Below are 26172 nucleotides of genomic sequence, written 5' to 3'. Positions count from 1 at the left end.
TGCCGCCGGCATAAGAGTGCCTGCTGCCGGCGTCCCGTTATCAGCCGTTCCGCTGACTATTCGATTCGCTGGAAGACTTTTTTACTGCCCTCCGGTGAGAATGCGATAACATCGTAAGCCTCTTTTCGGGCCCCCATCTCCATTCCCGGACTTCCTGCTGGCATACCGGGGGTGGCGAGACCGTATATACCCGAACCAGACTGCATGGCCTTATGTATCGTTGCCGCAGGCACATGGCCTTCAATGATCAAATTACCTACAACCGCGGTATGACAACTTCGTAGTCCAGCAGGAACAGCATGCTTTTCTTTCAGGGCTGACAGCGCCTGATCATTCATGACGTGAGTTCGCACTTCGAACCCGTCTTTTTCCATCGCTTTGCCCCACAGGGAACAACAGCCACAGTTTTCAGATTTGTACATATCAATGACTTTTTCACTCGCCATTGCAGGCAGTGACAGGCCGAGAGCCAGGGCCATTAGAACCACTTTTTTCATACTCACCTCTGTATATTATCGATATAAACCCTGACGTCAGGGTGAATCAGTGCAGAAGGACGCCCACTGGGGGCGCCCTTTCAGGGTTATGACACGCTTTTTTTATGTCTGCGCAGCCAGATTAATTTGTAGGCGGCAGGAATAATGAACAGGGACAGCAGCGGAGCCGTGATCATCCCACCAATCATTGGCGCAGCAATACGGCTCATGACTTCTGAACCTGCGCCGGTTCCCCAGAGTATTGGCAGCAGACCCGCAATGATCACCGCCACGGTCATGGCTTTCGGCCGGACACGCAGTACGGCACCATGATAGAGGGCTTCATCAAGACCTTCCGGTGTGAACGTCTCTTTACGGGACAATTCCGGGTGCGCTTCAATGGCATGACGCAGATACATCAGCATGACCACGCCAAACTCTGCTGCCACCCCGGCCAGGGCGATAAACCCGGTTCCGGTCGCCACTGACATATGGAAGCCCTGCCAGTACAGGAACCATATTCCGCCAACCAGGGCGAACGGCAGGCTCATCAGGATCAGCAGGGCTTCGTCAACCCGGCGGAATGCCAGATACAACAGGATGAAAATGATCATCACCGTCATCGGCACCATCAGCTTCAGTTTCTTGTTGGCATGCTCAAGCAGTTCAAACTGTCCGGAGAATGCCACACTGGTTCCCGGTCTCAGTTTCACTTTCTCGCTGATGGCCGTCTTAATGTCGTTAACCACCGACACCATGTCCCTGCCGCGGGCATCAACATAAATCCAGCTGGCTGGCCGGGCATTTTCGGTTTTCAGCATGGTTGGTCCAGAAACGACGTTAATATCCGCGACATCGCCCAGCGTGATCTGCTGCTTCATCGGGGTCAGGATCGGCATCTGTTTCAGCGCCTGCGGACTGTTCCGGTAATCCTGCGGGTAGCGAATGTTAATAGGGTACCGGGCCACCCCTTCAACCGTCTCACCCACCATAGCACCTCCGATTGCTGAAGAGACGAACAGCTGGACATCACCTACCGTCATCCCGTAGCGGGAGGCTTTCTCCCGGTTGATATCGATATCGATGTAGCGCCCGCCCTCAAGTCGCTCAGCCAGGACAGACACCACGCCAGGCACGGTTTTGGCTACCGCCTCGATACTCTGCGCCGTCGCGTCGATATCGGACAGAACAGTCCCGGACACTTTGATACCTATCGGGCTTTTGATCCCGGTTGAGAGCATATCAATACGGTTACGGATAGGCGGCACCCAGAGGTTTGCCAGACCCGGTAAACGGACTGTCCTGTCGAGTTCATCAATAATCTTGTCAATTGTCATGCCGGGACGCCACTGATCCTCAGGTTTGAGCTGGATCGTGGTTTCCACCATTTCGAGCGGCGCGGAATCCGTTGCGGTCTCTGCTTTACCGGTCTTGCCAAATACAGAAGCCACTTCAGGAACGCTTTTGATTAACTTGTCTGTTGTCTGCAGGAGCGCTGCAGCTTCTGCCGGAGAGACGCCAGGCAAGGTCGACGGCATATACAGCAGATCGCCCTCGTTAATCTTCGGCAGAAATTCACCGCCCACCTGACTCAGTGGCCAGATAACCGTGAAAATGGACAAGGCCGCAACCAGCAGGGTTGTTTTTGGCCAGTGGAGGACCCGCAGCAGCAAAGGATGATACGCTTTGATCAGCACCCGGTTCAGGGGGTTACTTGTCTCGGCAGGAATTTTCCCCCGGATCCAGAATCCCATCAGAATAGGAATGACGATGATGGCCAGTGCGGCCGCTCCCGCCATGGAGTACGTTTTCGTGAATGCCAGCGGGCCAAACAGACGACCTTCCTGCCCTTCCAGGGTAAAGATAGGAATAAAGGACAGGGTGATGATCAGCAGGCTAATGAACAACGCGGGTCCCACTTCCACGGAGGCGTCGGTAATCACCTTCCAGCGGGTGGCGTTGTCAATCTGCTCACCCGGATGCTGATGATCCCACTCCTCAAGCCGTTTGTGCGCATTTTCAATCATCACAATGGCGGCATCCACCATCGCACCGACGGCAATCGCTATCCCTCCCAGCGACATGATATTGGCGTTCAGTCCCTGGAAGTGCATGACGATAAAGGCGATACACAGGCCAAGCGGCAGAGAGATAATCGCCACCAGGGCAGAACGTACGTGCCACAGGAACAGAGCACAGACGATGGCCACCACGATAAACTCTTCCAGAAGTTTGGAACTGAGGTTATCAATCGCCCGGTCGATTAACTGGCTGCGATCGTAGGTGGTCACGATTTCAACGCCTTCCGGCAGGCTGGCCTTCAGCGTCTCCAGTTTATCCCTCACTGCCGTGATAACGTCGCGCGCATTTTTACCCGACCGCAGGATCACCACGCCGCCAGCGACTTCTCCCTGGCCGTTCAGCTCGGCAATACCACGCCTCATTTCGGGCCCGGTCTGCACGCGGGCAACATCCCGCAGATAAACCGGCACGCCGTTCTCACCTGTTTTCAGGACGATGTTATTAAAATCATCAATGCTCTGAAGATAACCGCTGGCACGGACCATATACTCCGCTTCGGCCATTTCAACGGATGAGCCACCGGCCTCCTGGTTAGACGATTCAAGTGCCTGTTTCACTTCGGGCAGGCTGATACCGTACTGGGACAGTTTTACCGGATTGACCTGAATCTGGTACTGTTTCACCACGCCGCCAACCGAAGCGACCTCAGCCACGTTCGGGATGGTTTTCAGCTCAAATTTCAGGAACCAGTCCTGCAGAGAGCGCAGTTCTGAAAGGTCGTGTTTTCCGTTGCGATCGACAAGGGCATATTCAAAAATCCAGCCCACACCCGTGGCATCAGGACCGATTTCAGAACTCACACCGGCAGGCAGTTTTCCCTGAACCTGATTCAGATATTCCAGCACGCGGGAACGGGCCCAGTACAGATCGGTGCCGTCTTCAAAAATGACATACACATACGAATCCCCGAACTGTGAAAAACCACGCACGGTTTTTGCGCCAGGTACGGACAGCATGGTGGTGGTAAGTGGATAGGTGACCTGGTTTTCTACAATCTGCGGGGCCTGGCCGGGATAGCTGGTTTTGATAATGACCTGCACATCTGACAGGTCAGGCAAGGCATCGACCGGCGTGTTAATAATCGTCCATGTACCCCAGATGCTGAGAAACAGGGCCCCCATCATGACCAGGAAACGGTTGGCGACAGAGCGCCGGATAATCCATTCAATCATCGTCGTCTCCTCAGTGCCCTGAATGCATATTTACAGGCTGGTCAGACATTGCTGGCATACTGCTTTCTGTTTTTTCAGGGTGGCGCATACGTTCCAGCGCGCCCGTAATATTGGCTTCGGAGTCAATGAGGAACAGGCCACTGACCACCACGGTATCGCCTTCATTCAGGCCGGAACCGATGCCGGACTGTTGCTGTGATTCATGCAGAACGTGGATCTGTTTCGGCACAAACTTGCCTTCATCATCAACAGTAATCACGCGCTGTTCTTTGCCGGTATCGATAACGGCCTGGCTTGGTATCAGCAGCATCTCCTGGCTCTTGGTATTCAGTTTCAGATAGGCATTCATGCCCGGCTTGAGAAACTCATCCTTATTAGAAACCTGGAGACGGACCTGAAGCGTACGGGTTGTCTGATCCACGCTGGGAAGAATGTTCCATTTTTCGACATGGAATGTTTTATCCGGATAAGCCGGTACCGAAATTTCAAACTGCGACGTATCTTTCAGCAGATATGCGATAGATTCTGGCACTGCAGCGCTGATCCAGACCGGGTCCATCCCCTGAATCTGAGCCACTACTTTATCTTTCGAAATATTCATTCCGGTGCGCAGGTCAAACGCAGTAATGACACCATCAATAGGTGCTTTAATGGTAAAACGGGTCTGGATTGTGCGGGTTGAACGCAGCCTTTGAATATCCTCTTCCGGCATACCAGCTAGACGAAGTCGCTCCAGAACCCCTTTTATCTGGGTTGACGTACCGCCTGTACCGGATAACAGCAGGAACTCACTTTGTGCCTCAACCCATTCAGGAATGGTGATATCGATAAGCGGAGTGCCTTTCTTCACATGATCGCCAATCGTCAGGGGATACACTTTTTCGACGAAACCGTCAGAGCGCGCCTGCACAATGACAAACTGATACTCGTTGTAACTGACATTAGCCGGGATTGTCTGAGAATAATTCAGCATTCCTCGCGTGACTTTTTGCGTTTTTAATCCCAGATTCTGAACCTGCGTTGGATCGATACGGATCCCGCCACTGCTTTTATCGCCGCTTTCATCAGCATATTTTGGCACCAGGTCCATATCCATAAAGGGAGATTTTCCGGGTTTATCAAATTTGGTATCCGGTTTCATCGGGTCATACCAGAAAAGTACCTTTCGCTCCGGTGCCTTTTGTTCGGTTTGTACTGTTTTTTGTGATGAGTTTACATACTGCCAGGCAGTAACCGATATCAGCCCTCCTGCTATGAGGCTGCTGATAATTATTGCAGCATATTTTATCTTTAAAGAAGCCATACAATTTCTCGCTGAAAAATCAAAACACCTGGCATATGCGCCCGATCATTCATTCACAGTAATCCCTTAATGAATGTTCAGGCGCACTGGATGTATTCGCTCCGGACTGATAATCAGGATTGCGTAACGTTAATGCTTTTGAGTAAGGAGATATTGCCCTGCTGAATAAACGAGAAATCGACATGGTTGCCGGTTTTCAGGGCATTGATAGCGTCGTCTGCATTAACAAAAGTGAAGCGCATGGTCATTGCAGGCCAGCCCACAGCAGGGATTGCTTCGTGCGAAATGGTAATCTTTTTACTATTCATATCAATGTCTTTAACGACACCGGTGCCCTTGATAACCTGCTGTACCGAAGCATCACTGGCAGCATTCATATCGCCATGCTGATGTGTTTCAGCATGAAGACCGGCAGAAAACATGACAGAGAAGGCACCAAATAAAACGGCTTTAAGTGAATTACGCATTTTTAATTTCCTGATTAATTAAATAAATTTACTCTACCCAACCGCCACCCAGCGCGGTAAACAGATTAATTTCGTTAACCTGTCGGGAATAGGTAAGATCGAGAATGGTTTGCTGCGTAGCGAAGAGGGAACGTTCTGCATCCAGCACTTCGATGTAACTGACAGCACCACTTGCATATAATCCTCTGGCACGCTGGAGAGTTATCTGAAGTGAATCAAGATAACGCTGCTGTGACTCAAGTTGCTGGCTAAGGCTGTCGCGCAGCGCAAGCGTGTCGGAAACATCCTTAAAGGCTGACTGAATTTTTTGTTCGTAATTAACCACCGATTGTTGCTGGCGAATTTCAGCCAGCTTCAGATTGGCTTTATTCCTGCCAGCATTAAAAATAGGAATTTCAATTTTAGGGATAAAATTCCACATTCCACTTCCTGACGTAAACAGGCTTGACAGCTCCGTACTGCTTGCGGAAAGACCACTGGTCAGGGTAATGGAGGGGAAAAAGGCCGCTCGCGCTGCGCCAATATTGGCATCAGCCGCTTTCAGCTGATATTCCGCTTCCATAATATCCGGTCGCTGCAGCAAAATTTGTGAAGATAGATTTGGTGGCAATTTTACTGGTGCGATCTCCCCGCCTTTCATCCCTTTTTCTGACGGAAGTGCGCGGTACGTTCCCAGCACCAGTTGCAGGGCATTGTTTGCCTGAGCCAGATCGCCTTCTCGTTTGGCTATTTCGGCGCGGGTACTTTCGATTTGTCCTCTCGCCTGTTCAAGTGCCAGAACGTTCGTACTCCCGGTCACGAGCTGTTGCTCAACGAAAGCATAGGACTGTTCATAATTTTTCAGCGTTTCCCGCGCAATACGGAGTTGTTCGTACGCCAGTTGCTGGCTGAAATAGCTCTGTGAAACGTTGGAGACCAGCAGGATGTGTACGGCCCGACGGGCTTCTTCGCTGGCAAAGTAGTTCTGGCGGTCAGCATCACTCATGTTCTTAAGTTTGCCGAAAAAATCGAGCTCATAGCTGAGCTCCAGTCTCGCGTCGTACTCCTGTGTGGTCGGCTTGTCACCTTTCAGACCACCGCTGTATGTTATCCCGGATGAGGCATTCAGCTGGGGATAACGATCTGCATCCGTGACGTTGAACTGGGCTCGGGCCTCTTCAACCTTCAGGGCAGCCATTCTCAAATCACGGTTATTAGTCAGAGCTTCACCGATCAACCGGGTAACCTGGGGATCGACAAAAAAGTTACGCCAGCCCGTATCCTGATAGCCATTTACCGCTGGCGTCAGGCTGTTATGGGACAGTGAAAACTGCTGGGGTACCGGTGCTGCGGGCCGCTGATATTCAGGCGCAAGCGACACGCAGCCTGCCAGGATGAATATCGTGCTAATGCTGAGTAATTTTAATTTGAACATAACGCTTCTCGTCCAGGCAGACCTGGTAAATGGTTCAAATGAAGTCCAGAGTATTGATAGGGGTACTTTACCTAACGCTCTCTGTTTGCCGAGTGACAGGATAATGACAATGTTGTCATTTTTGCTGTAATCCGTTGATAACGATCGTGGGCGCAATAGAATGACATTAGCAGCCAGCCGGGGAGCAAGATGAAAATATTGATCGTCGAAGACGAAATTAAAACAGGTGAATATCTCAGCAAAGGGCTTACAGAGGCAGGGTTCGTAGTGGATCACGCTGATAATGGTCTTACCGGATATCATCTCGCCATGACAGCCGAGTATGATTTAGTCATTCTGGATATCATGCTACCTGATGTGAACGGCTGGGATATCATCCGCATGCTGCGCACTGCCGGAAAGGGTATGCCGGTCTTACTGCTGACAGCCCTCGGCACGATCGAACATAGGGTCAAAGGACTGGAACTGGGTGCGGACGATTATCTGGTTAAACCCTTTGCGTTTGCCGAACTGCTCGCCCGGGTGAGAACCCTTCTGAGGCGGGGAAACACGATGATCACGGAAAGCCAGTTTAAGGTGGCTGACCTCTCGATTGATCTCGTATCCAGAAAAGTCAGTCGCGCCGGAAACCGCATTGTGCTCACCAGTAAAGAGTTCAGCCTGCTGGAATTCTTCATTCGCCATCAGGGAGAGGTTCTTCCCCGCTCCCTGATTGCCTCTCAGGTCTGGGACATGAATTTTGACAGCGACACTAATGCGATCGATGTCGCAGTAAAGCGACTCCGCGCTAAAATAGACAACGATTACGAGACAAAGCTGATCCAGACAGTCCGGGGCGTGGGCTACATGCTGGAGGTCCCGGATGCATAGCAAACCTTCCAGACGCCCTTTCTCACTCGCTCTGCGGCTGACCTTTTTTATCAGCCTGTCCACGATACTGGCTTTTATCGCCTTCACCTGGTTTATGCTGCATTCTGTTGAAAATCATTTTGCCGAGCAGGATGTCAGCGATCTTCAACAAATCAGCACCACACTGAACCGTATACTGCAGTCCCCGGTGGATCCGGATGATAAAAAAATAAGCAAAATAAAGGAATCAATTGCCAGCTACCGCAACGTTGCCCTTTTGCTCCTCAATCCCAGGGGTGAAGTGCTCTTTAGCTCAGCTCAGGGGGCGGCACTACGCCCGGCAGTGAATTCAGCAGATTTTAGCGAGCACAGCCGCGCACGGGATGTCTTTCTCTGGACGGTGGAGGATCCTGCGGGACCGATGGATACCGGGTCCGAAATGAAGATGGAAACATACAGGATTATCGCCTCCTCTGCTCAGGCGATATTTCAGGGCAAACAGCAGAACTATGTCATGCTGACTGGCCTATCCATTAATTTCCATCTCCATTACCTCGATGCGCTGAAAAAGAACCTGATTGCGATTGCCGTCGTGATAAGCCTGTTGATTGTTCTGATCATTCGAATCGCTGTCCGTCAGGGGCACCTGCCCCTTCGTAATGTCAGCAATGCCATTAAAAACATCACCTCCGAGAATCTTGATGCGCGACTGGAACCGACACGCGTTCCCATTGAGCTGGAGCAACTGGTTATCTCGTTCAATCATATGATTGGAAAGATTGAGGATGTCTTTACCCGCCAGGCCAATTTCTCTGCCGATATCGCGCATGAGATCAGAACGCCCATCACCAATCTGGTGACGCAGACTGAAATCGCACTGAGTCAGGATCGAACACAGAGGGAACTTGAGGATGTCCTCTATTCCAGTCTTGAAGAGTATAACCGGATGACCAAAATGGTCAGCGATATGCTGTTCCTGGCACAGGCAGATAATAATCAGCTGATACCTGACAGGGTCATGTTTGACCTCAGAGCGGAAGTCATGAAAGTCTTCGAGTTTTTCGAAGCCTGGGCCGAAGAACGCAATATCACGCTCAAATTTAACGGGATGCCCTGTCTGGTCGAGGGAGATCCACAAATGTTCAGAAGAGCGATCAATAATCTGTTATCCAATGCCCTGCGTTATACCCCTGAGGGACAGGCAATCACCGTCTCAATAAGAAAACAGGGGAGCTTTTTTGACCTTGTGATTGAAAATCCGGGGAAACCAATCCCTGAAGAGCATTTATCAAGGCTGTTTGACCGTTTTTATCGGGTGGATCCGTCCAGACAACGAAAAGGAGAAGGCAGCGGCATCGGTCTTGCGATTGTGAAGTCAATCGTGGAAGCACATCACGGAAGAGTGCATGTGGAATCGGATATACGCTCGACACGTTTTATTTTATCCGTACCCAGACTGGAGAAAATGATTCCGGATCCCCAACACTGAGAATAAAGATTTAAATGACAAAGATGTCATTAGCCTGTCATGCAGCAAACAGAAGCCATTCGATATAATTAGTGCAACTTATCAGGAAGGCTGGATTGCTTCATCAATACCCGGCGTCAGAGTACGCCAGGAATGAATATCCAGCCATCTCCCGGAGAAATAAGAACTGCCGAACCTGTTTAAGTTATGAAACTGAAAACACCGGTTGTACTTCCCCGGACATCATTAATTGAGAAATGGAGAGTTATCATGAAAAATATCGTATTAGCATCTTTGCTGGGCTTTGGTTTAATTTCTTCGGCCTGGGCCACTGAAACCGTGAATATCCATGAGCGCGTCAACAATGCACAGGCCCCTGCTCACCAGATGCAGTCTGCTGCGGCTCCTGTCGGGATCCAGGGGACTGCTCCCCGTATGACCGGTATGGACCAGCATGAACAGGCCATTATTGCTCATGAAACCATGACGAACGGATCGGCAGATGCGCACCAGAAAATGGTGGAAAGTCATCAGAAGATGATGGGAAATAACACAGTATCCACGACCGTCCCTTCAACGTCTTACGCGGCGATGGATGAGCATGAAAGAGCAGCGGTTGCCCATGAATTCATGAATAACGGTCAGTCCGGCCCACATCAGGCCATGGCCGAAGCGCACCGCCGCATGATCAATGTAGGCTGAATGCGACTGTAGTATCCGTGCTTTTTACCCTTTCCTTGATAGATTATTCCTTAACCGGATATGTTGTGACATTTTTGCCCCCATCAGGGGGCTTTTTTATATGACTCAGCTACAATTAACCGGTACCTACCTGAAAAGGATTTATTAAATGAAAATCAAAAACACCCTTTTTGTTATATTAATGTTATCCCTGCCAGCAATTTCTGCCGAACATTCGGAAATGTAAATGTCAGATATGCACTCATCGGCATCGTCACAGGAATATATGGCTGGCATGAAAGACATGCATGAAAAAATGATGGCCGCCGTTAATGAGCCCGATCCCGATAAGGCCTTTGCAAAAGGTATGATCGCACACCATGAAGGAGCAATAGCAATGGCTGAGACCGAGCTTAAATACGGAAAAGATCCCGAAATGAGAAAGCTTGCGCAGGACATCATTAAAGCTCAGAAAGGTGAAATCGAGCAGATGAATAAATGGCTTGGCAGTCAAAAATAAAGATTGCAAAAACGCCATGATAAGCGTAATTTTAAATCACTCCCGGGCACGGGATCCTGTTAAACGTTAAATAATTAAAACCCGATTAATTTCGGGTTTTTTATATTCTATACTCCGGTCCTTTGCTGTGGACCGGAATATATGCAGCTGCGATTATTTTAACACATTATCTCGTCATGGAAATAATGTCGCTCAGGATCTCAATCAGTTCAATTCTTTCCTGCGTTCCGTCATGATAGGTTGATCTTGAGATTATTCTTTCCGCTGTCATCTGGGGCCAGAATTTATCAAGCACATTATCGGGTTTCATTCCCACAGCCCGGCCGATTATTTTTTTAGCGTCACAGGTGTCCGTAAACGTGACTGCTACACCGGTAATTTCTTCGATCAGATCCGGGCAGAGATAGTTCTCTATTTCACGTTTGCGCGTGGCGAAGAATACCTTACCGGCTTCCTCCACTTCTTGTTTACGTTTCTGAATGGACAGAACCTGTGCAGGGTCTCCCCCAATATCGGAGTCCAGAAATACGCACCAGGGAAGCCCCAGATCGTTGGCCAGATTTAAGGTAACCCAGTGTTTGACGCTCCCGCATCCTCCTATGAGGACTGGCACAATTTTCACGTCCTCAAGAGAGGCTGGCAGCACACCTGATTGTTTAAATGAACTGGCCGCATGCCTCAGGAAAGTGACATCCGACTTTCCTTCTACCAGAACAATGCCTTTAGCCCTTTCCATACCAGTCTCTGGCAACACCCCCAGGCTTTCAGTTGCTTCCTTCAGCACATCGTCATCCGGCATTTTTACAACGGGTTCACCCGTCTCATTTCTGGTGACATAACGTACGCCTTCGACAGGGATCAATCCGGCCAGCGCCGGGACATGGGTGGTGACGATAATTTGACGGTGCGGCTGGCCTGCCAGTGCCAGTAACGCTTTCATCAGCATCATCTGATAGTTCGGATGCTGTGAAGTTTCAGGCTCCTCTATGGCATAAATCACATTTCTGGGCGTCCCCGCAACATTCTTCTCAGCCTCAGCCCTGAAAAAATTCAGCAAGATAAGCCTTCTTATCCCACTACCTCGCTTATTGATGGGGATACCATTTTCCCCATCAAGGGTGAAATTGAAGGTCCACTTGGGTTTCTCCTTAAATCGTGGAGTTAGTTCACTGGCGAGTTCGGGTGCCATTTCACGTAATTTATCCAGCGTTCTCTGTGCGACATCAAGTACACTGTCCTGAATCTCATTTTCCAGCGCTGTAATTTTGTCCTGCAGCCCAGCCTGAGCGTCTTTTACGGCCTGCTGTAAGGGGTTTTTGGCTTCGGAATCCCCGTCGCTGCTTTCCCTGTCGGCTTTGAAAATCGCATACGTGGGCAGCAAGTCGAGGATCTTACCCCATAATGATTTTGTATCGGTTCCGAACTCTTTATCGACATCCAGCAGAATTTCCGAACAGGTATAGGGGGCTGCGGCTTCCCTGATGGCCTGACGCCATAACGATGCAGTGCGTTTATCTGCCACATTTTTTTCCACATCTTTTCCCGCCGCCCTGAGGTCGGAAATTTTCATGCCCAGTAAATTTCTCAGGGGTTCCTCATCCGGGTGGATGCAGCGGATGCAGGTCTGCTCCGGTTTTCCTGAGGTCGTTGCTTTAAACGATTTGACGATTTCAAAATTGCCGTCTTTATTCAGCAGATGTTCGAAGGCAAGAGTGGTCTGCACCCTGTCATCGATCATGATAAAATCGGGTAATTCATCGAATTCACAGGCTATTTCAAAACGGCCCTCCCCTTCTCTCAGGCTGAAACAGTTCATGTCATTCTTGTCTGCCTTCATTCCTTCTGTTTCAAAAAAAATAGCCAGCGCTTCCAGAAGCGTTGATTTCCCGAAGTCATTTCGGCCGACAATGCCCGTCATGCACTCATCGATAATGATTTCTGTGGTATTTCTGTAGCCTCTGAAGTTTTTCAGTTTTAATTTTCTGAGCCGCATATACAGTCCTGTGTGTAAGAAAGCATTGTTACCGGAACCTGAATACAATGTATATTTTGTTAAGTCCTGCCCACGTGCAGGGCTATATCGTTATTCAGAATATCCTAATGGCATTCCGGGATTATGATCCAGTCGCGCTTACTGAACATTACTGCCCTGTCAATCACCCGAAACTGTCCAGGGCTGGTATAGGTGACGAAGCTGGCGTCCCAGCATCCGACGGCCGGAGGACGCTTTTGGTGACGTTCTTTTATATCCGGAGCGGGCATGAAGGCGTTTATTGCATAAATTGTTAATAATAATCTCTGACTAATGCTTATTCGGCATTGTTAACATTATTTAATATAAATTACATATATATTTGCATTAACAGGAAATATCACGCACTTTGCTGTTCTGGATCCAAAAACTCCATTTTTCGGATCTGGAGTTAAACAACACGAGAACAATCCAGCAGCAACGAGAGCAGGCTGGCCATCCCTGGCGTTTGCACTCTTTATCGAGGCGGAACGCCGCGATCTGGCGACCCTGTTTAAGGTACATCAGGCTTTTTTTTCCTGCAGAAGGAAGAGGATTTCATAGACATGGTCGATCAGGTACGGGAGGCGCTACGCCTGCCCCCCACGGAACGGTCGGTTTTCTAAAAACCTGAAACAAGAATATGCGGCTTAAATAGCGCTAAAAAATTTGCGCGTATAGTGGATATTTAGTAGCTTATTTATTAGACGAAATGAGGAGTCGTTACCATGAGCGAGGACAGTTTCAATAAAGATGACCTGAGCAGCACATTTGCGCGCTTCACCACAAAACGCCGCAATATCGTTTGTGATGAATCCAAGCTGAAGCGGAAAAAACCTGAGCCAATTGCACTAACAAGCGCAACCAATTCATTGGGGAGTAGTGTACTGAATTTTGTAGCATCTGCAGTTTCTAAAGCGCCGAAAAATTATGATGATACCGAATTCAGAAAAAATAGGCCGTGGCTTTGGTATAGCTGGGAACGCAAAGAAGATTTTAAATAAAACGGTGGTAATAACCACCGTTTTCGTTTTGAAATATAACTTACTTAGGCCTTTTTTATTCCACCTTTGATACCACCTGAAGCTGCATCAATAGCTATTCCTTGTGCTTGTTTTCCTGCTTCAGAACCAGCTTGCATTGGCATTTTTGCAGAGTTACTAATCATGCTTGCCATTGAACCTAATTGGGCTCCAGCCCAACTCAGCATACCAACCCAAAACATCGGAAAGACCAGGTACATCATCCCCAGTACCAGGTTCATAATCCATCCATCAGCCGTTGAACTAAAGAAAGCCGCGAAAGGCACCGAGCTGTTTGCAATCCCCTGCTCAGCCATATTGTCATAGAGGATGGTGATCAATCTGTCATCAAGCCAGCCTGCCAATTCCCACCAGAACGTAATGAACTGAAGAGCGAATAATGCGAACGAGATAGTAAAAATGGTTTTCGGATCGTAGGCGCTGAACATCATTAACGCAGGAATGACCGTGATTATCATCATCAGCAATAATGCCTGGATCATCGGCAGTGCCTGCTTCATTGCATCAAAACCAGGTAACGCCTCGGCCTGTTTCAGTCCTACACCAATAGACGAGGTAAGGCGTGTAAGATTACCAACTACTCCGGTGGTTGTATCGCTACTGCCAACAGCATAAGTGGTACCGCCCCCGGACAGATCTGCGTTACGTGGGCTGACAAGCCAGCGTAGGGCGATTTCTTCCCACTGCTGTCCGGAGAACTGGCGCTGCATCTCCTTACGTGTGTTATCACTAAAGCTGGCCAGAACTCGTTTGCGAAGCCCGGAAGTACCATCGGACCACCACGTCTTACATGTTGGATATCCACCTGCACCAGTATCCGGATAGCCACTGTCCCGGCTGCTGTTGTAAGGCCACTGGCTACGTGGCGTCATAGCCGTGTAGTAGTCATAATATCCGGAAGTATTCAGGAAGTAGCTGCTACCTATCCAGCCCACGGAGTTGATGGTGGCATCACTGAGCTGACTGTTGCTGTTTTTCAGTCTGAAATATGCTCTCGAGTAACATTGATCTGCAAATTCCTGGACCTCCTGCAGCAACACAGGATCACGCAGTTTCGTGTTCTGAACGTCAAAACGCATCTGTCGCAAATTCGTACCGCATGGGATTGACGCAATCATTGCCTGCGTTGTGCCCTTCGACATCATATGCAGGAGATACCACCATACTGGAACCTCGGCCGTGCGACCGTCAAAATCATTAACGAGCCCCTTGTAGCCAGAATTCTGTGGGGTCGGCACACTGACGCCGCACTGTTTAGCGCGCGAACTGTCGAACTTGATCGTGCTGATATCCACCGGCAACAGTGGAATGCAGCAAAAGAGCATCACAAGATAAGACACATACAGTGCATGTTCGATTCGCGGAAGGGCAAGAAGCCCTTTGTTCCCCTCGTCAGCCCCCTCCTCCCTCACTTTCAGCCAGACGCCAAGAACCCTGACCACCAGTGGCAATGCAAAAAGGCCCGTATTGCTGAGAATGCTCCACATGGCATTGTTCATTACCCAGCCAAAGAGAACGAGAAAATATTCCAGAAAACTGTTTGCGGTCATCGTCCTCTCCTTACACAGCGCTTGTCCAGGCCACATATTCCGTGGCTACCAGGAACAACACCCCCATCAGTTCCATACGCACAAGACGCGGACGCCCATCCGGCCAGCGGATTAATGCCTGTGGGCGTACCTTCAATATCCAGGCGGTAATAAGGCAGCCATAAAGAACCAGTCGCCAGGCAAACAGTCCCCATCGGCTGTCATGCAACCAGCGCCGTGTGATGTGGCCATCAGGGTCGTAAGCCATAAATACCGCTGCGATAGCAAACATGCAGGCCGTCATCAACAGAATGAGCAGCACCATAAGGAGAATGCGGCCAATATGGCCGCTGAACGGGTAAAGTCTCATATCAGTTTGCTCCGGAAGACTGAGACTGGCCCATCTGGCTGAAGCCCTGGTCCTCGTTACCGGCTTTCTGCTGCAGACGGTTATCCTGATTCCTTGTCCCCTGCCGCTCCAGTGCCGTCAGCAGGCTGTTATTGCTTATAGATTTGCGTAACTCCATCTCATTACGCAGCGCCGTCAGCTCGCGATCGAGGGCATCGATGCGGCGATCACCCTCAGCAATGGCTTCCGGCTGCTCTGCAGCATTAGGTTCGGATTCACCGGTGGTGAGCATCCTGCGCATTGTTAGCGCGGTTTCAACGGTATCGGACATCGCCAGTTCGCCGGCAAGCCGCTGAACCAGGGCCGCTTTGTCCGGATCGTCACGTAATGCCTGAATTACCCCGCGGGTGACAACCAGACTGCCGGTTTTCAGTGCGGAAAGGTTATCAGTGGTGGGCTGCAGTTCACCACTAATCAGCTTACTAAGCTGCTCCAGATTCTCTTTCGTGGCATCCTCAAGGATGGGAGAAAAGCCAGTACCAGCGACAGCACTGCCCGGCTGGTTATCGGTTCCACCACTGGTACATTCACTGGTTTCCCGGCAAGTCCTGATGGAGCGATCACCAAGCACTTTAACAACGGCCGCTGCGGCCTCTTCAGAAGATTTATAACGTTGGCATGCGGTACCATTGCAGATCGAGGAGCCGACGCTGCTGTTACTGGTCACTGGCAAATTATTCATCATGTTATAACCAGCTTTGGCCAGATCCCGAGTGGGCTGAATTGCGGGCTGCCCCTTGCCGCCTCTTTTCTGCCCACCAACCCACGTCACACCTTCCTCTCCAGTTGCTTTTTGCAGTTTCTGGTCGCTGGAAACCGCATCGCCGCCACTTGTGGCCACAATATCTTTGTACTCTTCAGAGACAGCTACCTGCTGCCATTTATTGCCAATGGTATAATCAGCCAGCTTCTTCGACATGCTCTGACAGTTCAACATCGCTTTATCAAAGCTCAAACCGGCCTGCAGAACGCCATTGGTGAGCATTTCATACAGCCCGGGGTTTGCGCGCTGAATAGCCATTGCCGGCATACTCATGACAGCACCGGTCGCCCCCTGAATCACATTCCCCATCAGATCCTTAAACCCGCTGGTAATACCATTCAGCTGGTTGCCAACGGTTGTTTTGATGTCGAAATTGCCACACATCAGATCACTGCTAAGGCCACCATTAATGCCTATCCTGGACATATTGTTACGACTAGGCGGGGGTGAAATAACCGAACCGCCACCAATAGAATAAAAGAGCCCATCGCTGATAGCGTTACCGCTAACTGACGCCCCCGATGAAGACAAAGAGATATCAGCTGCCATTGCCGGCAGCGAGGCAAAAATCAGTAAAAGTCCTGCTTTTTTCATGTTCTGAACCTTTATGAGAAATCGGTGCTGGAAAGGAACGTCTGGCCGCGACGTTTGCAGCAGCTGTACGGTTGCCACAATGCCCAGGCATAGTTACCGTCCTGGGCAATCTGGCCATTGGTGTCGGGAAACACTGCACAGGTCTGGGACAACTGAGGCGAAAGTCGCTGCCATTTGTGGTTTTTCGTGCCGGTATTTTCTTTTACCGGCTCGGGTGGCCAGTAACCCGGGGACTTCTGTCCCGTAAGGGGGTTGTAGACGTGGAGCTGGCCGGAGCGGGTAATGACGTCAGCGACACGCTGAACTACAACCGCTGCTGATTTGTAACTGTCTATCTGGGTGACAAACCCGCTACGTGGATAAACGTTCCCCCACATATTGCCGGATGTGGTTTCCCCGATTTCTCGTTGCCCGGGGATGAGTGCTTCGGGATAAAGGGTCTCCGGGACACCCGTTCGCCAGACCAGAGCATCCAGTGAGCTGTTGAAATATGGCATGAAAGGAGTGGCAGCACTGTCGCATGAATAGCCCGGCACCATACCGCCAATGACTTTTGTTGCTGGATGGCCATAGGCGTCGCCGTAATAGAAATGCAGGTTCTGCTTACGTTCCCCGGGAGCTTTCATCTCCTGACGACCGCCCCCCGTACTCACGCCCGTCACACTTTCCAGCAGAGAACCTTCAGCACCGCTGGCGGCGTTACTAACTGTGGACATTTCAGTCCAGGGGTTATCTCCGGGGTTGAGGTAAGCCGATACCACAGCCTCCGGAATGAAATGTGTCACTTTCACCGAGGTTTTCACCGTGCAACCAAATGGGGTACACAATAACCAGTAGCAGATACCACTGACACGCCAGCTGATACAGTCTGTACTTGCCGCGCTGGCCAGAAGATTCGCTGTATTGACGCTGGCCATGGTGCCGGAACAAACCAGCAATGTGGCGATCGCCAGTCGACGTGGGCGGAAGGAGAAAGATTTCATCGGTTCTTCTCCTTCCAGGCAGCGAGCTGACGGGTTGCCTCGTTGACATCAGTCGTACCGTAGACAACAAAGACGTCATCAAAAACCACAGCCGGGTATTTTTCCAGGCCGAGGGACCAGGCATGAGTGACACCCGCATAAGCTTCCGCCAGTTGTTGTTGCTGCTGCCGGAAATTCGGGGAAGAGATCACTGCCCGGGCACGTTGTTCTGCAAGAACGGGATCGGCAGATAACTGACCGAAAATGTCCGCCTGTGCACGTTCGGGCGCATCGAGCTCAACAACGGAGACATCCGGACCAGGATTTGCTGCTATGGCATGAGAGGAGTCGGTATATATCACTGTGCCGGCACTGGCACCGACGGAAAGGAACAGTGCTGCCAGGCAGCAAAATGGCATTTTCATGAAAAACACTCCCTGAGTGTGAAAAACCTATTCAGGGTGCGTTCTCTTTAAGGAGGGGTCAGTAATTAATTCTGACGTGAAAAATGATAATTAATCTTGCCCTGGTAATTCATCATCTGTACGTCAGCATAAATCTCAGATCGCTGGAAATGTCATTTTTTAAATGCAGGAACTTTAATACACGCGGGCTCTTTGCCGCCCGCACCCGCAGCCTCCCCCCTTACCAGACAGCGGAAAACACACCGCTGTCTGGCAAGGTCGGAGGGTTATAAGTCACATCCGGTGTCACAGGTCACCCTGTCGATTTCCTTAAGAACCCAGAGCATATCGGTTGCATCGGGTACACAGATATTCCATCGGATACCCGACCGGTACTCCTGTTCTGCTGGCCAGAGTGTATTGCCGGTAACAGTTATCAGGATATCCAGGGTTTTCTCATGCACGTCGCTGAGGTGGACTGCAACGCAGCTGCGCCGGCCAACCCGGTGAGGATAGACCGACAGCAATACAGGCTGCTCCAGTCTCTTAACGATCTCCCCTTGCAGATGCTTAATCGACTCACTGTCAGCCACACCGACTGAGGCAGAACCCTGTGGCGGAACGGTAAAAATAACAGAGGCAATAAAAGCCTTGTCCGGTACAACGATCGGCGTCGCCATAGTCAGTTTTTTCATATTGTCCCCTGAATAGTACCAATGCCACGTTTCTCATCGAGGCGGCGCGCAACGTGAAATGCGGCCTCAAGCTCCGAGCAATTTAATTCATTCATAATGGCCCGTCTTTCGGCTTTTTCCTCTTTTTCAGTCATTCCCAGCGCCAGGTACAAACTGGGGGGGACCGCACGAAACAACGCCTGTACCTTACGGGACAAAATAACTCCCTCTGTGTATTTTCTCGGAAGTTTTGTCGCGGACAACAGCATCGCCTTCTGCTCTTCTGTGAGCGTCTTAAATCGCGCTATTTGTTCAACTTCATCAGGTGGCATAACGAGGCATATCCACCACTCCGCCATATTGAGCATTTTTTTCGCAGTGTCAGGGAAATCCTCCAGGTTCTGTGTGAACAACCATAGCCATGATCCGAGCTTACGCCACATTTTGACAATTTTGGTTGCATACGGGCCCAACAGCGGGTTAGCAGTTACAATATGCGCTTCGTCGATTGGCACAATGATATCCCGATCGCTGAACTGTTCCCTTTCTGCGATATTGTTAATCGTATTAAGCAGCGAGATGACAGCAACGGCCATCTGAGCTTCATAGCCTTCACGCGCCAGCGTACCTAAATCAACAATAGTCACGTCTGCCTCTGGCCATTGCGCGCCCGGACGGTTAAACAACTCCCCTTCAAAACCTTCGGTAAACATGCGTAATGCTTCTGCCATCTCTTCAGCTCGCGCACGTCGCGCTGGCGTGCGTTTCTCGCGGCCGTCTTCTCCCATGCTGACATCGCGGGCAATGTTCTCAAGCGAGAACATTAAATCTTCCGGTAACATCTGGCGGTTTTCGTCAAACGCTTTACGAGCCGCAATGAGTATCGCCTCACGAATCATACCGCGGTCGGCGCGTGTCATTCGCTCCTCTTCTGCTGCTTCACCACCGGTGATCATCAACCGCGCTGCAATCTCCATTTCACCCAGAATGTCACGTTCTTCGTCCTTGTCCTCATCATCTTCATCAATGTCAGGGAGGGCCTCTTCGCTTGTCACTAGCGTCTCAGGTTTCGCCTGCATGAGCAGATGTGAATCGCCAAACGGAGCAAGTGAAATAACCTTACCAGGCTTGATACTGACACGGTGCACTGAGAGCCCCAGCGAATTACAGTAATCGCCAAACAGACCGAAGCTGTTACCCGCTTCCAGCAAAAATATACGGGGGCGGTAGATAGCCACCATCTGAGCCAGTTTATCGAGCGCAGTGGCAGATTTACCGGCACCTGTTGGCCCGAACAGCAGCAGGTGTGCATTCTGGGTACGGTCATTTTTATTAAGTGGATCTACGGACAGGGGGCCACCACCACGATTCCAGAACGTAAGCCCCGGGTGACCGGTACCGGTGTCACGACCATAAATAGGGGCGAGACATGCAAAATGCTGTACAAACATAAGGCGCGTGTACCAGTTGTGTTTATCCATTTGAGGGTTAAAGCACATGGGTAACGCACGCATATAACTGCTGAGAGGACCAATATCGTGTTCTGGATTTATCGGTTCCATCCCACAGTTCAGTAATTTACTGCTGAGATCAAGATACCGTTTATCGAGTGTTTCCTTATCCTGAGCCTTGATAAGCAGTGTGATAGCCGCACGGTAAAGTTTGTGTTTGTTTCCCAGGAAATTACGCGCTGTAGCAGCGTCTTCACGAGCACGCAGGGAATCAACATTCTCCCCCATTGAATTGCGGCTCAGGCTCGCAAAACTTTCTTCGAGTTTGTCCTGAGGCTGAACCACCAGGGTCATGGCCAGAACTGTCCCTTCCGGAAGCAGATCCATAATGGCATTCACATTATCACCACGTTTAACCTCCCCCGTCAGATGACCGGTGGAAGGTGCAGTACGCAGGCGGGCAACCGGAACAGCTTTATGTGCCACATCATCAAACCACCACACACCGCTTTCGGCATCACTTCGCGGACGGGTAAACCAGAGGCTTTCGCTGAAATCATTCAGAAGAGGCAGATCACCCGGTGCATGATCGGAGTGTTTTGCGCAACGATACAATGTTTTCTTATCGACCCACGCCGGCGCCGGGTTGAACCAACGCAACAGCCAACTATGGATTTGCTCGCCGTTCTGCTTTTCGCACCGGATACCGGCACCGCTCAGTGCTGCAGTCAGACGATCGCAGACCTGTTTCAGCAGCACCTCCGGTGGCATGGGGTCACGATATGGCGTCTCGACCCAACGGTAAACCACCATGCGCGTTCTGCGAATTTGCCCTCTCCAGGCGGCCCCTGTGACAGCCTCGTCTACAAACAGCCCCTGTTCCACCGCCACATTTTCAAGGTGGCGCTCCTGTTCCGCCAGCCAGGCTTTAGTGAATTCGGTTCCCTGAGCTCTTGGCCTGACATAGCCTCTGATAGTATCCATATAAGTAGAGAGATCAGAGTCATCCTGGCAGAAAAACTGTACCACCCATTGATGATCATCCAGTTCAGGGAGACTGTCCTGTAGGGCGTTCTCAGCAATATTGCAGATCTCGTCCAGACGTGTTTCCGGGCGTCCTTCAGTGCCCACAGGGATAATCTCATACACGGCCCCAACGGATACGCCATCGTCAAGCAGAATACATTCATGCTCTGGCAAATACTCGCCCCAGGGAACATGATCGATAATGGAAGGTGCCGTGGAATACAGACGCGCTTCATCTGAATGAGTCAGCTGCCCTTCCCGGGTAAGCGGTTCATACCCACTGACGGAAAACGGACCGTTACCGTACTGATGAGCATCCTGAGACGCTCGACGTCGGCTAAATAGAGGGAAAGCCATCAGAGATCCTCCGTTCGCTCACCAGGCAACGCATACTGTACCTGGCTGTAGAAAGGAAAGACGGTGCTGTAGCCTGGAACCGGCGTGTTCCCGCCAGCCAGATGCGGGAAAACATACATGACCATGTCAGGATTTGGCAGACGCGGAAACGTCTGCTGAATTTCATTTTCCTGGGTGCGGCTGTAGCTGTTACTGACCTGCTGATTGATCTCACGTTCGCTGTCTGTAACTGGCCGGCGAAGTGTTGTTCTGCTCTCGTTGGTAGCATGAGTTGCCGATGCACCATCGTTCCATAATTCAAGCATGGTGCTGTCGCCAGGCGGCAACATTTCCTCTTTTGACGTACTGCAACCCGAGAGGGCAAGCGGTACAACGACCAACATAATGGTGGCCAGATGATTAAAACTGAGCAACATGCACCTCCGCTTCATCCGAATCACTGATGACAGCTGACAGACGAAACACTCGCCCATCAGGCAGTTGCATCTGCATTCCATTACCCTCGCTCAGAAGCTTCTTTCCGACAGCGAGCAGGGCCTGTTCGGTGACTTCATGCCTGCTACCTTCCCATTTGCCATTATCACACCTGACAAAACCGGCAAAGAGACGGCCACCCAGTGGTATATAGTCCACCCGATATTCGAGGTTTTTATTGTTCTGCATTTTTATCCCCATCAGTCCATGCCCGTGCTGCTACCAGCGAGGCTGAAATCGTCATATTTCACCTTGCGGCCTTTTTCTTCATAATCAATCGCCAGCTGACGAGTGATATGTAAAGCCACTTTTTGTCCAGGCGGTACATAGATCGCGTCAAACGTCTGACCATATCGCGCTTTAACCCAGTCAACGGTCTCACGCATACCGCCGGATAACGCCTTACTCAACACTGCCTGACCGGCATCCCCCGTCAGCGTTGACGTCACACCACCATAGCCATTGGTCTGGCTGGTATTCTGGTTTTCGGCCACGGCATCACCAGCTGCGCTGGCAGCTGCAAGTGCGGCAATGGTTGGCAGATAAGTAGAAGCGTTTGATTTTCGGGTACCCGAAATGCATGGAATGCCGTTGTCATCTGACAACCAGCCAATACTGCTGTTATTCCCACCCTGGCTGTTCTGATTACCACCATTACTGCCTTGCCCCTCAGGTGAAGGAAGCGTACGAACAGTGCCATCAGTAAAAACAAAAGTGATGCTGGTTATGGCGCCACGCACGCAGGAAAGCGTCCAGTCCCCCGTTGCGGTTCCTGAAACGATCGCCCCCTGTACATCAGGTAATTCAATGCCATTTGCCGTCAGGTTGTCTTTTCCGATCATCACTTTGAACGGGTAAGGGTCAGTCACCTTGCCATCAATGGGAATACGTCCCAACAGAGCGGTCATGGCCCGACTGCCCACAAGCGTGGAGTTTTCCGGAAGGGTATAAACAGGGGCGGCATTTTTTTCAGATCCGGGAATGTTGTTCTGGACCGTTGTACTTACTGCTGACGTTGCCTGCCTGGCTGCATCACCTGCAGCGCCAAAGGAGGTGGCAAAAGAAAAACCAGTCGCGTTATTACTGTTTTTATCTGAGACAGGTCGACCGTTCGCATCCGTGGCAATACCATCTTTCGGCTCAACCCATTGCAACCCGTTGCCATCTGTTTGGGATATATTTCCCGCGCCTCCGGTCAGACCATTGTCATAACCCAGTCCCACAGGAATATCGCTGCCTGCAGCGTTACCTTTATTTCCTGCCGTTAAGCCGGAGGACCCATTTTTGAGTTGATCAAGAAGTTGGTTCACCTGCGAGCTCAGATCAGTGACCTGAGAACTCAGTTGTGCACGTTTTTGGGCCTCTTCGGAACGAACTTGCCCCACAGCCTGGCTGATTTGCTGATCAACATTGGTATTGTTTTTTTTCAGCTCCTTATTTTCATCAGCAAGCGTTTTATTATCGCTTTCAAGGCTGTCAAGCCGCCCCTGAACCTTACGATAACTACCAACCAGGGTACGCAAAGTATCCTGCGCTGTGTCACCTTCCACACCCAGCGCTTTGAGATCTTCTGGTGTCAGATCCTTAAGGGCGACATTAGAGGTTTTCTGGCCTGCTTCATTTTTATCGTTTTTATCTGTACAGGATTTAACCCCAATCATGATGGCGCCCACCACTACGACGGGAACAGCAATTTTCACAAGCAGGTTTGAAGCAGGCTTTTTCATTTATGCGCTCCTCGGTTACTCCGCTTACTCTCCTTTCCTTCAGATTCGGGTAAACGCTGTTCAGCAATAAAGGCACTTTCGGGACGTCCTGTAGTAACCAGATATAGAACTGTCGTGTCTTCCGGTGTACCGGCACGCCCCAGCCAACGGTGCTGGAAAGTCGCAGTAGTAAACTGACCTTGCAGCGAACGAGGGTCGAGGATGACCTTTACTGCTGATCGGTTACGCACCTGCAGCGCAATTACACTGCTGCCCTGCAGACTCCAGGCAGCCATCGGCGTGACGCTGACGGACTCAGAGGGCATAAGTGTGGTGATCCGGGGGGGAAGCTTCAGTGAAACCGGACTTACTCCCGGTACGGGCTCTACCGTTCTCAACGGTCCATACATGTTCTGTGCGGCATAACGAGTCAGGACAACGGGCAGCGGCGCATTGAGTTTTGAGGGCCTCCGGCTTTCTGCCTTTGCCTCTGCCGACGACTGACGGCCGGCACTGTCCCCATCACTGCTGACCGTCTGTTTATCGGTCGCCGAAGCGGTAGCCACTTCTCCGTCGTAGACAATTTTGACAGGTTCCCGCGTGGTTTTACCGGGGGCAGCAGAAACATCAAGTAGAAGTATTTCCCCGTTTTCCTTGTTCTGAAGTTCCAGTCTCGTCACCGGAAAGGCTTCTTTCGCATCGAGATAAACTACACCTCCGGAGCTTTGAATACGCAGCTTGTCGTTGAGTGCGGGCGGAAACCCCACTCGCACGTTTTTGTTTACAAAAACGATTCGCTCCTGCCCTACAGTCAGGGGAATCTGCAAAGGTATCCGTTCCCATTTCATAAGCTCAACAGCACGAGCTCCGGCTGAGACCAGTACCAGGGTCAGCAGGATCACTGAGAATTTTTTCAATTGAATGCTCCCGACTTTTGTTCTGGCTCAGGCAAGGAGATCGCCTCAAGTCTTTGTGGCGCGCTGTCATAGCAATCCAGTGCCAGCCCAAACGGATTTCGCTCTGGGTCACCTTCCCAGCGAACCACTTTCATTGGATAACGCGCCAGGGCACGCTTAACGGGTTCGGTATGGAAATATTCGTCAGCTACCAGGTCCAGCCGTACCACCCAATGATCTTCATCAATGATGGTCACGCTGCGGTTGCTGTAACCACGACGGGGGATTTCGTATACCACGCGTACACGATCGCGCAGCTCGTCATTATTCTTGCGCATCTCGGCGTCCTTATTGAGAAAATCCTGACAGGACGGCGTCAAATACGGGCTCATTTGGGCAATTTTGGCTGTGTAGTCAGCTTCCCCATTTTTCGGCCAGGAATTCAGTTGCTGAAAAATGTAAAAAGCAAAACTGTAAACCGTAGATGGCGGGACCTCCCACCATTTTCGGGTGCTGCCGGAACGCAGGTCGGGTGGGTTGTGAATTGTCAGTTCCGAGGGCGCTCGCATCCATCCCAGACTGGTGACGAACAGTCCCAGAGCCAGCAAAACACAAGCGATACGTAGCGAAATAATATGATTATCGCGGGCGGTTATACCGTTACGAAAACGACTCATACTTTCCCTCCGCGCATCAACGGAACAGGTTTCGTTCGTTTAAGTTCCCACGCCCTGCTATCCAGAATCATGGTTCGGGACATACGTGCACGGCAGCGCAATTCCTCCAGACGTTGCCAGATATAATTTTCTGGCTTACCGCGCTTGTAGCTGGCAATCCAGTTGCCGCCAAAAAAAATGACCAACAGCGGCATCAGCAGCATGCACGTCGGAAAAGCCAGCCATCCGACAAAAGGAACCAGAGCTAACGGTATTGCCAGAGGGATACCGGCAATAACACCGATGACGGCCGCCAGCACAAACTCCCCGGATGTGAACCCTTTCCAGACCACGGGGGGGTTGTTCAGTCTGTCAGGGAGGAAATCAATGACGGCCATATGGGCTCCTTACAGGATATCTGAAGCTTTAGTTGCGAGGTAAATAACCAAAAGGATGAGGATGATGCCGACAACCAGATAGACCAGGAACTGAGTCCATTCCCCCTTACCACGACGGATATCGTGAAATGCGGTAATCACGGCATGCGCTACGGCAAAAAAAGCACCGACACATACGAGAAGCCCTATCGCAAGTGCCCCCATTTTGATGTAGCCCATAACGGTGTTGTAGGTTCCGCCACCGCCTCCAGATGTTGGCTGTTCAACAGCTGGCAAGTCTGCCATAGCCTGACTTGCAGTTAAGAGACCGGTAAACAACAAATATCCCGCACGGGAATAGGCAGAACGAAAATGCCTGAAGAAAGTGAATTTCATTGAGTCATCCTT

The 26172-nt window shown here is 50.7% G+C and carries 25 protein-coding genes; 5 read left to right on the top strand and 20 right to left on the bottom strand.

Features of this window, described 5'->3' with window-relative positions:
* Positions 1-56: 56 nt before the first annotated feature.
* From ABVM99_RS08100 to silC, 5 genes are all read right to left on the bottom strand, one after another.
* The gene (locus ABVM99_RS08100) at positions 57-497 is read right to left on the bottom strand and encodes a DUF411 domain-containing protein (RefSeq protein ID WP_002436620.1); all 441 of its coding nucleotides are present in this window, start codon (positions 495-497) and stop codon (positions 57-59) included.
* 86 nt (positions 498-583) lie between these two features.
* Positions 584-3730 (bottom strand): Cu(+)/Ag(+) efflux RND transporter permease subunit SilA, encoded by a 3147-nt coding sequence (gene silA / locus ABVM99_RS08095; protein ID WP_000574021.1) that lies wholly within the window; start codon positions 3728-3730, stop codon positions 584-586.
* A gap of 10 nt (positions 3731-3740) precedes the next feature.
* Positions 3741-5033, bottom strand: coding sequence for a Cu(+)/Ag(+) efflux RND transporter periplasmic adaptor subunit SilB (gene silB / locus ABVM99_RS08090; protein WP_004098959.1), 1293 nt, complete (start codon positions 5031-5033; stop codon positions 3741-3743).
* 113 nt (positions 5034-5146) lie between these two features.
* Complete coding sequence (cusF, locus tag ABVM99_RS08085) at positions 5147-5500, bottom strand: cation efflux system protein CusF (RefSeq protein ID WP_001246153.1); 354 nt, start codon at positions 5498-5500, stop codon at positions 5147-5149.
* 28 nt (positions 5501-5528) lie between these two features.
* Complete coding sequence (silC, locus tag ABVM99_RS08080) at positions 5529-6914, bottom strand: Cu(+)/Ag(+) efflux RND transporter outer membrane channel SilC (RefSeq protein WP_000475503.1); 1386 nt, start codon at positions 6912-6914, stop codon at positions 5529-5531.
* A 189-nt stretch (positions 6915-7103) separates the two neighbouring features.
* Between silC and silR the strand changes: the two genes are divergently transcribed.
* The 4 genes from silR (at position 7104) to ABVM99_RS08060 (ending at position 10432) form a co-directional block, all read left to right on the top strand.
* The gene (gene silR, locus ABVM99_RS08075; RefSeq protein WP_000697968.1) at positions 7104-7784 is read left to right on the top strand and encodes a copper/silver response regulator transcription factor SilR; all 681 of its coding nucleotides are present in this window, start codon (positions 7104-7106) and stop codon (positions 7782-7784) included.
* Positions 7777-9252: a copper/silver sensor histidine kinase SilS gene (gene silS, locus ABVM99_RS08070; RefSeq protein ID WP_058799621.1), complete on the top strand. Its 1476-nt coding sequence runs from the start codon at positions 7777-7779 to the stop codon at positions 9250-9252. Before silR ends, silS begins: the two co-directional genes overlap by 8 nt.
* A 249-nt stretch (positions 9253-9501) precedes the next feature.
* The gene (gene silE / locus ABVM99_RS08065) at positions 9502-9933 is read left to right on the top strand and encodes a silver-binding protein SilE (RefSeq protein WP_006785880.1); all 432 of its coding nucleotides are present in this window, start codon (positions 9502-9504) and stop codon (positions 9931-9933) included.
* A 226-nt stretch (positions 9934-10159) separates the two neighbouring features.
* A complete protein-coding gene (locus ABVM99_RS08060; RefSeq protein WP_223195297.1) occupies positions 10160-10432 on the top strand; it encodes a DUF305 domain-containing protein in 273 nt (90 codons plus the stop codon).
* Between the two features lie 166 nt (positions 10433-10598).
* Here ABVM99_RS08060 and ABVM99_RS08055 read toward each other — a convergent pair whose 3' ends face one another.
* Positions 10599-12425, bottom strand: a complete 1827-nt coding sequence (locus tag ABVM99_RS08055; RefSeq protein ID WP_058799622.1) for an AAA family ATPase — start codon at positions 12423-12425, stop codon at positions 10599-10601.
* A gap of 746 nt (positions 12426-13171) precedes the next feature.
* Here ABVM99_RS08055 and ABVM99_RS08050 point away from each other — a divergent pair.
* Positions 13172-13447, top strand: coding sequence for a hypothetical protein (locus tag ABVM99_RS08050; RefSeq protein WP_007849143.1), 276 nt, complete (start codon positions 13172-13174; stop codon positions 13445-13447).
* Between the two features lie 44 nt (positions 13448-13491).
* Here the strand turns inward: ABVM99_RS08050 and ABVM99_RS08045 are convergent, their stop codons facing one another.
* The 14 genes from ABVM99_RS08045 to ABVM99_RS07980 all read right to left on the bottom strand — a co-directional run bounded on the left by ABVM99_RS08045 (position 13492) and on the right by ABVM99_RS07980 (position 26160).
* Positions 13492-15036 carry a conjugal transfer protein TraG N-terminal domain-containing protein gene (locus ABVM99_RS08045; protein ID WP_058799623.1) on the bottom strand — a complete coding sequence of 515 codons (1545 nt, stop codon included), beginning with the start codon at positions 15034-15036 and terminating at the stop codon, positions 13492-13494.
* Between the two features lie 10 nt (positions 15037-15046).
* Entirely contained in the window at positions 15047-15385 is a 339-nt protein-coding gene (locus tag ABVM99_RS08040; RefSeq protein ID WP_058799624.1) for a hypothetical protein, read from the bottom strand.
* Position 15386: 1 nt separating this feature from the next.
* A complete protein-coding gene (locus ABVM99_RS08035) occupies positions 15387-16781 on the bottom strand; it encodes an integrating conjugative element protein (RefSeq protein WP_058799625.1) in 1395 nt (464 codons plus the stop codon).
* 11 nt (positions 16782-16792) lie between these two features.
* On the bottom strand, positions 16793-17764 hold the full coding sequence (locus ABVM99_RS08030) for a TIGR03756 family integrating conjugative element protein (protein WP_058799626.1): 972 nt from the start codon (positions 17762-17764) through the stop codon (positions 16793-16795).
* Complete coding sequence (locus tag ABVM99_RS08025; protein ID WP_032676590.1) at positions 17761-18168, bottom strand: TIGR03757 family integrating conjugative element protein; 408 nt, start codon at positions 18166-18168, stop codon at positions 17761-17763. The genes ABVM99_RS08030 and ABVM99_RS08025 overlap by 4 nt, the downstream gene beginning before the upstream one ends.
* 266 nt (positions 18169-18434) lie before the next feature.
* Positions 18435-18842 (bottom strand): hypothetical protein, encoded by a 408-nt coding sequence (locus ABVM99_RS08020; RefSeq protein WP_000737122.1) that lies wholly within the window; start codon positions 18840-18842, stop codon positions 18435-18437.
* Complete coding sequence (locus ABVM99_RS08015; RefSeq protein WP_058799627.1) at positions 18839-21655, bottom strand: conjugative transfer ATPase; 2817 nt, start codon at positions 21653-21655, stop codon at positions 18839-18841. Before ABVM99_RS08015 ends, ABVM99_RS08020 begins: the two co-directional genes overlap by 4 nt.
* The gene (locus ABVM99_RS08010; protein WP_000926982.1) at positions 21655-22071 is read right to left on the bottom strand and encodes a TIGR03751 family conjugal transfer lipoprotein; all 417 of its coding nucleotides are present in this window, start codon (positions 22069-22071) and stop codon (positions 21655-21657) included. The genes ABVM99_RS08015 and ABVM99_RS08010 overlap by 1 nt, the downstream gene beginning before the upstream one ends.
* The gene (locus ABVM99_RS08005) at positions 22055-22318 is read right to left on the bottom strand and encodes a hypothetical protein (RefSeq protein WP_305955352.1); all 264 of its coding nucleotides are present in this window, start codon (positions 22316-22318) and stop codon (positions 22055-22057) included. Before ABVM99_RS08005 ends, ABVM99_RS08010 begins: the two co-directional genes overlap by 17 nt.
* A gap of 11 nt (positions 22319-22329) precedes the next feature.
* The gene (locus ABVM99_RS08000) at positions 22330-23856 is read right to left on the bottom strand and encodes a TIGR03752 family integrating conjugative element protein (protein WP_058799628.1); all 1527 of its coding nucleotides are present in this window, start codon (positions 23854-23856) and stop codon (positions 22330-22332) included.
* The gene (locus ABVM99_RS07995; RefSeq protein WP_058799629.1) at positions 23853-24752 is read right to left on the bottom strand and encodes a TIGR03749 family integrating conjugative element protein; all 900 of its coding nucleotides are present in this window, start codon (positions 24750-24752) and stop codon (positions 23853-23855) included. The genes ABVM99_RS08000 and ABVM99_RS07995 overlap by 4 nt, the downstream gene beginning before the upstream one ends.
* Complete coding sequence (locus ABVM99_RS07990) at positions 24749-25408, bottom strand: PFL_4703 family integrating conjugative element protein (protein WP_000086096.1); 660 nt, start codon at positions 25406-25408, stop codon at positions 24749-24751. Before ABVM99_RS07990 ends, ABVM99_RS07995 begins: the two co-directional genes overlap by 4 nt.
* A complete protein-coding gene (locus tag ABVM99_RS07985) occupies positions 25405-25785 on the bottom strand; it encodes a TIGR03750 family conjugal transfer protein (protein ID WP_000268263.1) in 381 nt (126 codons plus the stop codon). Before ABVM99_RS07985 ends, ABVM99_RS07990 begins: the two co-directional genes overlap by 4 nt.
* 9 nt (positions 25786-25794) lie before the next feature.
* The gene (locus tag ABVM99_RS07980; protein WP_058799630.1) at positions 25795-26160 is read right to left on the bottom strand and encodes a TIGR03745 family integrating conjugative element membrane protein; all 366 of its coding nucleotides are present in this window, start codon (positions 26158-26160) and stop codon (positions 25795-25797) included.
* Positions 26161-26172: the final 12 nt, after the last annotated feature.

Source organism: Salmonella sp. SJTUF15591 (assembly GCF_043356435.1).
Classification (GTDB): domain Bacteria; phylum Pseudomonadota; class Gammaproteobacteria; order Enterobacterales; family Enterobacteriaceae; genus Salmonella; species Salmonella enterica.
Note: the sequence above shows the minus strand (reverse complement) of the source record. Positions and strands in the feature narration are given on the sequence as shown.

Bases quoted from the DNA above. Each gene is read 5' to 3' on its own strand.
- ABVM99_RS08010 (WP_000926982.1), bottom strand. From the start codon at position 22,071: ATGTTGCTCAGTTTTAATCATCTGGCCACCATTATGTTGGTCGTTGTA.
- ABVM99_RS08045 (WP_058799623.1), bottom strand. From the start codon at position 15,036: ATGACCGCAAACAGTTTTCTGGAATATTTTCTCGTTCTCTTTGGCTGG.
- ABVM99_RS08000 (WP_058799628.1), bottom strand. From the start codon at position 23,856: ATGAAAAAGCCTGCTTCAAACCTGCTTGTGAAAATTGCTGTTCCCGTC.
- ABVM99_RS08050 (WP_007849143.1), top strand. From the start codon at position 13,172: ATGAGCGAGGACAGTTTCAATAAAGATGACCTGAGCAGCACATTTGCG.
- cusF (WP_001246153.1), bottom strand. From the start codon at position 5,500: ATGCGTAATTCACTTAAAGCCGTTTTATTTGGTGCCTTCTCTGTCATG.
- ABVM99_RS07990 (WP_000086096.1), bottom strand. From the start codon at position 25,408: ATGAGTCGTTTTCGTAACGGTATAACCGCCCGCGATAATCATATTATT.
- ABVM99_RS08035 (WP_058799625.1), bottom strand. From the start codon at position 16,781: ATGAAAAAAGCAGGACTTTTACTGATTTTTGCCTCGCTGCCGGCAATG.
- silR (WP_000697968.1), top strand. From the start codon at position 7,104: ATGAAAATATTGATCGTCGAAGACGAAATTAAAACAGGTGAATATCTC.
- ABVM99_RS08025 (WP_032676590.1), bottom strand. From the start codon at position 18,168: ATGAAAATGCCATTTTGCTGCCTGGCAGCACTGTTCCTTTCCGTCGGT.
- silE (WP_006785880.1), top strand. From the start codon at position 9,502: ATGAAAAATATCGTATTAGCATCTTTGCTGGGCTTTGGTTTAATTTCT.
- ABVM99_RS08100 (WP_002436620.1), bottom strand. From the start codon at position 497: ATGAAAAAAGTGGTTCTAATGGCCCTGGCTCTCGGCCTGTCACTGCCT.
- ABVM99_RS07980 (WP_058799630.1), bottom strand. From the start codon at position 26,160: ATGAAATTCACTTTCTTCAGGCATTTTCGTTCTGCCTATTCCCGTGCG.
- silS (WP_058799621.1), top strand. From the start codon at position 7,777: ATGCATAGCAAACCTTCCAGACGCCCTTTCTCACTCGCTCTGCGGCTG.
- silC (WP_000475503.1), bottom strand. From the start codon at position 6,914: ATGTTCAAATTAAAATTACTCAGCATTAGCACGATATTCATCCTGGCA.
- ABVM99_RS08040 (WP_058799624.1), bottom strand. From the start codon at position 15,385: ATGAGACTTTACCCGTTCAGCGGCCATATTGGCCGCATTCTCCTTATG.
- ABVM99_RS08015 (WP_058799627.1), bottom strand. From the start codon at position 21,655: ATGGCTTTCCCTCTATTTAGCCGACGTCGAGCGTCTCAGGATGCTCAT.
- ABVM99_RS07985 (WP_000268263.1), bottom strand. From the start codon at position 25,785: ATGGCCGTCATTGATTTCCTCCCTGACAGACTGAACAACCCCCCCGTG.
- silA (WP_000574021.1), bottom strand. From the start codon at position 3,730: ATGATTGAATGGATTATCCGGCGCTCTGTCGCCAACCGTTTCCTGGTC.
- silB (WP_004098959.1), bottom strand. From the start codon at position 5,033: ATGGCTTCTTTAAAGATAAAATATGCTGCAATAATTATCAGCAGCCTC.
- ABVM99_RS08060 (WP_223195297.1), top strand. From the start codon at position 10,160: ATGTCAGATATGCACTCATCGGCATCGTCACAGGAATATATGGCTGGC.
- ABVM99_RS08005 (WP_305955352.1), bottom strand. From the start codon at position 22,318: ATGCAGAACAATAAAAACCTCGAATATCGGGTGGACTATATACCACTG.
- ABVM99_RS08055 (WP_058799622.1), bottom strand. From the start codon at position 12,425: ATGCGGCTCAGAAAATTAAAACTGAAAAACTTCAGAGGCTACAGAAAT.
- ABVM99_RS08030 (WP_058799626.1), bottom strand. From the start codon at position 17,764: ATGAAATCTTTCTCCTTCCGCCCACGTCGACTGGCGATCGCCACATTG.
- ABVM99_RS08020 (WP_000737122.1), bottom strand. From the start codon at position 18,842: ATGAAAAAACTGACTATGGCGACGCCGATCGTTGTACCGGACAAGGCT.